Below are 8,769 nucleotides of genomic sequence, written 5' to 3' on the forward strand. Positions count from 1 at the left end.
CTAGTATTTGGTGGAGCCGGCGGGAATCGAACCCGCGTCCGCAAGCCCTCCACAGAGAGTTCTACATACTTAGTTCTGTCATTTGATTTAACCGGTGCATCGCGGACGAACACGCTCTACAACGGCGAGTCACTAGATTTTCGTCCCTGGGTTCGTGACTCACTCAGGGCTTATCTGGCGTATATGACCTCGCGTAGTCTTGCGACTCTAGCCCGCCAGCGAGCCAGTGCGAGGACGGCCGCAATTAAGCGGCCAGTGCGTAACGTTCGTCGTTAGCAGTTATTGCATTCCCATTGATTAACGAGGTGACGGGTCCTCGGTATGCCCTCCACTGCTTTGTAACCCACGTCGAAACCAGGTCGGCCCCTGCGTGAACTGTGTGAACAGTGTCAAGAACTGAGATTGTACTCCGTTGGAGGCCCGACGTGTTGGCGGGTTCCCAGGGAGCCTTTCCGACCTCAGCGCGCTCCCGCCGGAGCCAGCAGCGCGATCAGTTCGCTTGGGTGGCGCACCAGGTAGTCGGCGCCCCATGCCTCGGGCGGTTCGCCATCGCCACAGTAGCCATAGGCGGCGGTGATCGTGATCATGCCGGCGGCCTTGCCTGCCTGGATGTCGCGCAGGTCGTCGCCGACATACACGCAGCGTTCGGGCGCCACGCCGCTGATGTCAGCCGCGTGGAGCAGCGGTGCCGGGTGGGGCTTGGCGTGCGCCGTGGTATCGCCGCTGACCACCGCCGAGGCGCGGGGCGCCAGGCCGATGGCGGCGACGAGCGGCGCGGTGAAGCGGGTGATTTTGTTGGTGACGATGCCCCAGCGGATGCCGGCGGTTTCCAGCGCGTCCAGGACCTCGGCCATGCCATCGAACAGGCGTGTATGCACCGCGATGTCGGCCTCGTAATAGTCCAGGAACGTGTCTCGCAGGCCGGGAAACTCAGGGTCGGCCGGGCTCTTGCCAAAGGCCGCGCCGATCAGTCCACGGGCGCCGTGCGAAGCGACCGGACGGAGTTGCTCGTACGCCACGGGAGGGCGGCCATGCTCGGTGACCAGCCGGTTGGCTGCCGCGGCCAGATCCGGGGCCGTGTCGGCGAGGGTGCCGTCGAGATCGAAGAAGACTGCGTCGTAGGTGCGCATATTCAGGCGGGGCGGTGAAACGCCATCAGGTAATTCACATCGGTGTCCTTGCCCAGCGAGTAGACCTGGGTCAGCGGGTTGTAGCTCATGCCGCGCATCTCGACGAGTTCAAGCCCTGCATTGCGCGCATAGCGCGCGAGCTCAGACGGCGTGATGAACTTGTCGTAGTCATGCGTGCCGCGCGGCAGCATCCTGAGTACGTACTCGGCGCCGACCACGGCCAGCATATAGGCCTTGAAATTGCGATTGATGGTGGAGCAGAACACATGCCCGCCCGGCCGTACCAGGGTTGCGCAGGCTCGCACGATCGACTGCGGGTCCGGCACGTGCTCCAGCATTTCCATGCAGGTCACTACGTCGAAACCGGCAGGCATGCGGGCAGCCAGCGCCTCGGCAGCGATTTCTTCATAGGTCACCGGGGCACCTGACTCCAGGCTGTGCAGGTCGGCGACCTTGAGCGCCTTGGTGGACAAGTCGATGCCCCGCACCGTGGCGCCGGTTCGCGCCATGCTTTCGGCGAGGATGCCGCCCCCGCAGCCAATGTCGACCACCTGCTTGCCCTCGAGCGCGGCAATGCCGTCGATCCAGCCGAGCCGCAAGGGATTGAGTTCGTGCAGCGGCTTGAACTCGCTCTCCGGGTCCCACCAGCGGTGGGCCAGCTCGCTGAATTTGTCGATTTCGCGGGCATCGGCATTCCTGCCGAGCTGGGTGGTTTCAACGGTGGGATGGTGCGGAGGGGAGATCTGCGTCATGGATTTTGGCGCGCGGCCAGGCGGCGGCGCGAGAGCGGAAAGTATGCAGCCACTGTATCAAAAAAAAAGCCCAGCTCGCGCTGGGCTTTTTTTCATCGGAAAGGATCCGATTAACGTGCGCTGCGGGTGCCGACCACTTCGACTTCCACGCGGCGGTTCGGCTGCTGGCAGGCGATCTGCGCCTTGCGGTTGCCCTTGCACGACTTCGGGTCAACCTTCAGCTGACGCTTGCCCTTGCCTTCCGTGTACACACGGTTGGCTTCCACGCCCTTGCTGACCAGATAGGCCTTGACGGCTTCAGCACGACGGATCGACAGGCGATCGTTGTACTTGTCCGAACCGAACGAGTCGGTGTGGCCAACTGCGATAATCACTTCCAGGGTGATGCCGGACAGCTTGGAGGTCAGGTCGTCCAGCTTGGCCTTGCCTTCCGGCTTCAGGACAGCCTTGTCGAAGTCGAACAGGGTGTCAGCAGCGAAAGTGACCTTTTCGCTGGAAACAACCGGAGGAGCAACCGCTGCGGGCGGTGCCACCGGAACGGCCGCCGGAGCCAGGGCGCCGTCGCACAGTGCGTTGGCGGTGGCCGGGGTCCACGAACTGTCGCGCCAGCAGAGCTCGTTCGTGCCGTTCTTCCACACGTACTCGCTCGTACCGTTGCCCCAGTTATCGTTCACAGCCTTCTTTTCGTAGGGGACGGACTGGGCTTGAGCGGATGCAGCCATTACTGCGGTAGCTGCAACGAGCGCGAGCTTGGCAAATTTTTTCATATTTCTCCTCTCAGGATGAGATCACCGCAGGGTTACTGCGAGCAAATGGACGGAAACAAGTCATACATTCTTCGGAGTATAACATTCTCGATGCGGTGTATGCTCCACTTCGAACAATGTCTGGCTCTTCGCTGGGGAATTGTGCCACAAGGGTCGTTTCCTAAGAAGTAAATATATTCGATTCCACCAATGGGTTTTGGGCCTGTGGTGTTTGTGCAACATGGCTCTTGCGATGCCCGCAAACCCTTGTCTGGCCGGGCTTGCAGGATTTTCGCAGCGGCCTTTCTCGTCGTTTCCCGGCGTCGTCAAAGGCCCTTTGGAGGGGGGGGAGGCGGCTGCGGGGGAGGGCAGCGGCGCATGTTAGAATGCCACGTTGCCCTACTGCCGGACGCCGCTTGGCGAATGGTGATTCACCTGGGGGCCTTCTGTTTAAATTCGCCGGATAACCCACGCCGCAATGGATCAATTCGCCAAAGAAACCCTTCCGGTCTCCCTCGAAGAGGAAATGCGCCGCTCTTATCTCGATTACGCAATGAGCGTGATCGTAGGGCGCGCGCTTCCCGATGTCCGGGATGGCTTGAAGCCGGTACATCGGCGCGTGCTCTATGCGATGCATGAGCTTAACAATGACTGGAACCGGCCGTACAAGAAATCGGCGCGTATCGTAGGGGATGTGATCGGTAAGTATCACCCCCACGGCGACACTGCTGTATACGATACGATCGTGCGCATGGCGCAGAATTTCTCCCTGCGCTACATGCTGGTCGATGGCCAGGGTAATTTCGGGTCGGTGGACGGGGATAACGCGGCAGCCATGCGTTATACCGAAATCCGCCTGTCCAAGATCGCCCACGAGATGTTGCTCGATATCGATAAGGAAACTGTCGATTTCGGGCCGAATTATGACGGCTCGGAGAATGAGCCGCTGATTCTGCCGGCGCGCATCCCTAATCTGCTGATTAATGGATCGTCGGGTATCGCGGTGGGCATGGCCACCAATATCCCGCCGCACAACCTCAACGAAGTGGTCGACGGCTGCCTGCACCTGCTGCGCAATCCGCAAGCCACGGTCGACGAGCTGATCGAGCTGATTCCGGCGCCGGATTTCCCGACCGCGGGCATTATCTATGGCATCCAGGGCGTGCGCGAAGGCTACCGCACCGGCCGTGGCCGCGTCGTCATGCGCGCCAAGACGCACTTCGAGGATATCGATCGTGGCCAGCGCCAGGCGATCATCGTCGACGAGCTGCCCTACCAGGTCAACAAGCGCACCTTGCTGGAGCGCATTGCCGAGCTGGTGACGGACAAGAAGGTCGAAGGCATCTCGGATATCCGCGACGAGTCCGACAAGTCCGGCATGCGCGTGGTGATCGAGCTAAAGCGCAACGAAGTGCCCGAGGTGGTGCTGAACAACCTCTACAAGCACACCCAGCTGCAGGATACCTTCGGCATGAACATGGTGGCGCTGGTCGACGGCCAGCCGCGCCTGCTGAACCTGCGCCAGATGCTGGAGTGCTTCCTGTCGCACCGGCGCGAGGTCGTCACCCGCCGCACCGTGTTCGAGCTGCGCAAGGCGCGCGAGCGTGGCCACGTGCTGGAAGGCCTGGCGGTCGCGCTGGCCAATATCGACGAGTTCATTGCCATCATCAAGGCAGCGCCTACGCCCCCCATCGCCAAGCAAGGGCTGATGGCGAAGGCGTGGGATTCGAGCCTGGTGCGCGAGATGCTGGCACGCGCCGAAGGCGACACGCCGGGCGGCCGCGCTTCCTACCGCCCCGACGGCCTGCCAGCCATCTTCGGCATGCAGGGCGACGGCCTGTACCGCCTGTCCGACTCGCAGGCCCAGGAAATCCTGCAGATGCGCCTGCAGCGCCTGACGGGCCTGGAGCAGGACAAGATCGTCCAGGAATACCGGGACGTCATGGCGGTCATCTCCGACCTGCTCGATATCTTGTCCCGGCCGGAGCGCATCAGCACCATCATCACCGACGAGCTGACCGCCATCCGCGCGGAGTTCGGTGACCTGCGCCGCTCGCATATCGAGCTCAATGCGACCGAGCTGGATACCGAGGACCTGATCACGCCGCAGGACATGGTGGTCACGCTGTCGCACAGCGGCTATATGAAGAGCCAGCCGATCTCCGAGTACCGGGCGCAGAAGCGCGGCGGGCGGGGCAAGCTGGCGACCGCCACCAAGGAAGACGACTGGATCGACACGCTGTTCGTCGCCAACACGCACGACTACATCCTGTGCTTCTCGAACCGCGGCCGGCTGTACTGGCTGAAGGTGTACGAGGTGCCGCAGGGGTCGCGCAACTCGCGCGGCAGGCCGATCGTCAATATGTTCCCGCTGTCTGACGGCGAGAAGATCAACGTCATCCTGCCGGTGCGCCAGTTTGACGCCGAGCATTTCATCTTCATGGGCACCGCGCGCGGCACCGTGAAGAAGACGGCGCTGACCGAGTTCTCCAACCCGCGCAAGGCCGGCATCATCGCTGTCGATCTCGACGAGGGCGACTACCTGATTGGCGCCGCCGTCACGGATGGCCAGCACGATGTGATGCTGTTCTCGGACTCCGGCAAGGCAGTGCGCTTCGATGAAAACGATGTGCGCCCGATGGGCCGGCAGGCGCGCGGCGTGCGCGGCATGAACCTGGAAGAAAGCCAGACCGTGATCGCCATGCTGGTGGCACCGGCCGAGACCAGCGAGCAGGACGTAGCGGTGGGCAGTGTGCTGACCGCCACCGAAAATGGCTATGGCAAGCGTACCCCGATCGCCGAGTACACTCGACACGGCCGGGGCACCAAGGGCATGATTGCGATCCAGACCAGCGAGCGCAATGGCCGGGTGGTGGCTGCCGCGCTAGTGTCGCCGGAAGACGAGATCATGCTGATCACGACCGGCGGTGTGCTGATCCGTACGCGCGTATCTGAAATCCGCGAGATGGGCCGCGCCACGCAAGGCGTGACCCTGATCAACGTGGACGAAGGCACCAAGCTTTCCGGCCTGCAGCGAATCGTCGAAAGCGACGCCGACAACGGTGTGGCGGGTGAAGAACTCGATGGGGCCGATGCTGCTGCCGAGGGAGAGCCGGGGGCAGGTGCGCAGGACGGCACCGAGGCTGGCACCCCTGACACGGGATCCAATTCGTAAGTTGTTGCAACATTGACCCGATAGCCGGAACTCGATTGCCGGCTGCGGGACTAAAACGGACATATTTACCAGGGAGTCACAATGTTCAAAACCTATCGACGTATCGCTGTTCTGGCTGCCTTCGTGCCGGCCATGATGCTGGCCAACGCGGCGCATGCCCAGGATGCGGACAAGACCGCTGCCATCAAGGAGCTCCTGACCGTGATGCAGGCCGACCAGGCCGTCAAGGGCCAGGCCGAGAACTGGCAGCAGGGCGCCAAGCAGGAAGCGCCCATGGTTCTGGAGCAGGTACTGGTCGAGAACAAGACGCTCAACGACAAGCAGAAGCAAGCCGCCGTCGACAAGCTCAAGAAGAATGGCGCCGTGCAGCGCATGGTGGACGGCGCCGGTACGGCGTTCACCACCGATGGCTTCAAGAGCGACGCCATGAAGGCCCACTACGACGCCTTCGCCAAATACTACAGCGCTCAGGAAATCAAGGATCTGACCACGTTCCTGAAGTCGCCCACGGGCCAGAAGTTCATGGCGAACCAAGGCAAGGCTACGCAGGAAATCTGGGGCTCGATGATGCAGAAGTACGGCCCGCAGGTTGGCAAGTCGATGCGCGACGCAGCCGAGAAGGAAATCGCCGCCGCTTCGAAGTAATTTGCCGGCGGGCCGGTGGGGCGTACGGGGCACTATCCCCGRCTCCCCTATCTGGCGCGGGTTTGATGGATAATGGCTGCTTGGGTAACACCGGCAGCCATTTTTCATTTCCATCCCGATCCRTGAACGAACCCCAGAATCCAGCACTTGCCGCCATGATGCAGCGCGCCGTGGCCGAGCGTGTCTATAACTTCTCGCCCGGTCCGGCGGCCCTGCCGACCGAAGTGTTGCTGCAGGCGGCCGACGAGATGCTGTCCTGGCACGGTACCGGGGTCTCGGTGATGGAGATGAGCCACCGTAGCCGCGAGTTCGAGGGGATCCAGGCAGAAGCGCTGGCGAACCTGCGCGAGTTGCTGCACGTGCCGAAAGATTTCCGCATCCTGTTCCTGCAGGGCGGTGCCATTGGCGAGAACGGCATCGTGCCGCTCAACCTGATGTCTCGCCTGAAAGCGGAACGCCCCAAGGCGGACTTCGTTGTCACCGGCACGTGGTCGGTGAAGTCCGAGCAGGAGGCGCGCCGCTATGGCGAGGTCAATATCGCGGCCTCCAGCACCGCGCAAAAATTCGTGCGTATCCCGGATGTGTCCGACTGGAACCTGTCGGACGATGCCGCCTATGTACACCTGTGCACCAACGAGACCATCGTCGGTGTCGAGTTCCAGGACGTGCCCGATATCGGCCAGCACCGCGACGGCGGGCCGGTGGTGGTGGCCGACGTCTCCAGCCACATCCTGTCGCGCCCGGTCGACTGGTCGCGCGTGCAGGTGGCCTACGGCGGCGCGCAGAAGAATATCGGGCCGGCCGGCCTGACCATCGTGATCGTGCGCGAAGACCTGCTGGGCCATGCGCATCCGCTTTGCCCCACCGCCTTCAACTGGCGCCTGGTGGCCGAGCATGACTCGATGTACAACACGCCGCCGACCTATTCCATTTACATCGCCGGGCTGGTCTTCAAGTGGCTCAAGGCGCAGGGCGGCGTGGATGCGATCGAGCAACGCAATATCGCCAAGGCGCACGCGTTTTATGAGTTCTTGGATCAAAGCGCGTTCTACCGCAACGATATCGATCCGAGCTGCCGCTCGCGCATGAATGTGCCGTTCTTCCTGGCTGACGAATCGCGCAACGATGCCTTCCTGGCCGGTGCGCGCGCCAGGGGGCTGGTACAGCTCAAGGGCCACAAGTCCGTCGGCGGCATGCGTGCCAGCTTCTACAACGCCATGCCGCTCGAGGGCGTCGCCGCCCTGATCGAGTACATGCGCGACTTCGAGCGCACCGCGGCCTGATCCTTCGTTTGCGGCGGCGTCTCCTGGCGCTGCCGCCCTGTGCCGATTCGGTTTTTTCCAGGGCCACTTCGCAATGACGTGGCGTAGCGGATTCATACAATGACAAATCAAGACAAAGACATCGCGCAGGAGGAGGCGCAGCCGGACAATGGCGCGGCCGAGAAGGCGCTGGGCGTCGAACTGACGCCGTTGCGCGAGCAGATCGACAAGCTGGACCGCGAACTGCTGGCAATGTTGAATCGCCGTGCGCAACTCGCCCTCGATGTGGGCGAGGTCAAGAAGAAGTATGGCGCGCCGGTGTTCCGTCCGGAACGCGAGCTGCAGGTGATTCGCAAGGTGCAGGGCGCCAATCCCGGCCCGCTGCTCGACGACAGCGTGGCGGCGATCTGGCGCGAGGTGATGTCCGCCTGCCGCGGCCTGGAAAAGCCGCTTGAAGTTGCTTTCCTGGGCCCCGCTGGCACGTTCTCCGAGCAGGCGCTGTACGCGCATTTCGGCCACGAGGTGAGCGGCGTGCCGTGCCCGAGCATCGACGAGGTGTTCCGCGCGGTGGAGGCCGGCACCGTGGAGTACGGCGTGGTGCCGGTGGAGAATTCCACCGAGGGCGCGGTGTCCCGCACGCTGGACCTGTTCCTGCAGACCTCGCTGAAAATCAGCGGCGAAATCGCGCTGAAGGTGCATCACAACCTGATGGCGTCGTCGCCGGACATGAAGGGCGTGACCGTGGTGCGCGCACACGCGCAGGCGCTGGCGCAGTGCCAGCACTGGCTAACGGCCAACTACCCGCATCTGGAGCGCCAGGCCGTATCGAGCAATGCGGAAGCGGCGCGCATGGCCAGCGAAGATCCCACCGTGGCGGCCATCGCCGGCGAGTCCGCCGCCAATCGCTATCACCTGCATCTGGTGCGCACGCACATCCAGGACGATCCGCACAACCGCACGCGTTTCGCGGTGATCGGGCGCTACGAGACCGAGCCCTCGGGCAGCGACCAGACCTCGATGATCCTGTCGGTGCCCAACAAGGCTGGCGCGGTCTACCAG

Annotated in this window: 7 protein-coding genes and 1 other RNA gene; 4 read left to right on the forward strand and 4 right to left on the reverse strand. The window is 62.9% G+C overall.

The features are described 5' to 3' along the window. Positions 1-8: 8 nt before the first annotated feature. From ssrA to ompA, 4 genes are all read right to left on the reverse strand, one after another. Positions 9-367, reverse strand: a transfer-messenger RNA (tmRNA) gene (ssrA, locus tag AC1DKD_RS35535). A 91-nt stretch (positions 368-458) separates the two neighbouring features. Next, positions 459-1,130 (reverse strand): phosphoglycolate phosphatase, encoded by a 672-nt coding sequence (gph, locus tag AC1DKD_RS35540; RefSeq protein ID WP_441631168.1) that lies wholly within the window; start codon positions 1,128-1,130, stop codon positions 459-461. Between the two features lie 2 nt (positions 1,131-1,132). Next, a complete protein-coding gene (gene ubiG, locus AC1DKD_RS35545; RefSeq protein ID WP_441631166.1) occupies positions 1,133-1,882 on the reverse strand; it encodes a bifunctional 2-polyprenyl-6-hydroxyphenol methylase/3-demethylubiquinol 3-O-methyltransferase UbiG in 750 nt (249 codons plus the stop codon). A 110-nt stretch (positions 1,883-1,992) separates the two neighbouring features. Beyond that, positions 1,993-2,649 (reverse strand): outer membrane protein OmpA, encoded by a 657-nt coding sequence (gene ompA, locus AC1DKD_RS35550; protein ID WP_441631164.1) that lies wholly within the window; start codon positions 2,647-2,649, stop codon positions 1,993-1,995. 457 nt (positions 2,650-3,106) lie between these two features. Here ompA and gyrA point away from each other — a divergent pair, with 457 nt between their 5' ends. The 4 genes from gyrA to pheA all read left to right on the forward strand — a co-directional run. Next, complete coding sequence (gene gyrA / locus AC1DKD_RS35555; protein WP_441631162.1) at positions 3,107-5,803, forward strand: DNA gyrase subunit A; 2,697 nt, start codon at positions 3,107-3,109, stop codon at positions 5,801-5,803. An 81-nt stretch (positions 5,804-5,884) separates the two neighbouring features. Further along, the gene (locus AC1DKD_RS35560) at positions 5,885-6,448 is read left to right on the forward strand and encodes a DUF2059 domain-containing protein (RefSeq protein ID WP_035860275.1); all 564 of its coding nucleotides are present in this window, start codon (positions 5,885-5,887) and stop codon (positions 6,446-6,448) included. Positions 6,449-6,603: 155 nt separating this feature from the next. Continuing rightward, entirely contained in the window at positions 6,604-7,731 is a 1,128-nt protein-coding gene (serC, locus tag AC1DKD_RS35565; protein WP_477144325.1) for a 3-phosphoserine/phosphohydroxythreonine transaminase, read from the forward strand. A gap of 99 nt (positions 7,732-7,830) precedes the next feature. Then, the coding region (gene pheA / locus AC1DKD_RS35570) for a chorismate mutase (RefSeq protein WP_477144326.1) at positions 7,831-8,769 on the forward strand (939 nt) is incomplete at its 3' end.

It is taken from the genome of Cupriavidus sp. 05T313 (assembly GCF_056396665.1).

What these genes read in the sequence shown, in the direction of transcription:
- gph (WP_441631168.1), bottom strand. Translation starts at nt 1,130, where the DNA reads ATGCGCACCTACGACGCAGTCTTCTTCGATCTCGACGGCACCCTCGCC.
- ubiG (WP_441631166.1), bottom strand. Translation starts at nt 1,882, where the DNA reads ATGACGCAGATCTCCCCTCCGCACCATCCCACCGTTGAAACCACCCAG.
- ompA (WP_441631164.1), bottom strand. Translation starts at nt 2,649, where the DNA reads ATGAAAAAATTTGCCAAGCTCGCGCTCGTTGCAGCTACCGCAGTAATG.
- gyrA (WP_441631162.1), top strand. Translation starts at nt 3,107, where the DNA reads ATGGATCAATTCGCCAAAGAAACCCTTCCGGTCTCCCTCGAAGAGGAA.
- AC1DKD_RS35560 (WP_035860275.1), top strand. Translation starts at nt 5,885, where the DNA reads ATGTTCAAAACCTATCGACGTATCGCTGTTCTGGCTGCCTTCGTGCCG.
- serC (WP_477144325.1), top strand. Translation starts at nt 6,604, where the DNA reads ATGATGCAGCGCGCCGTGGCCGAGCGTGTCTATAACTTCTCGCCCGGT.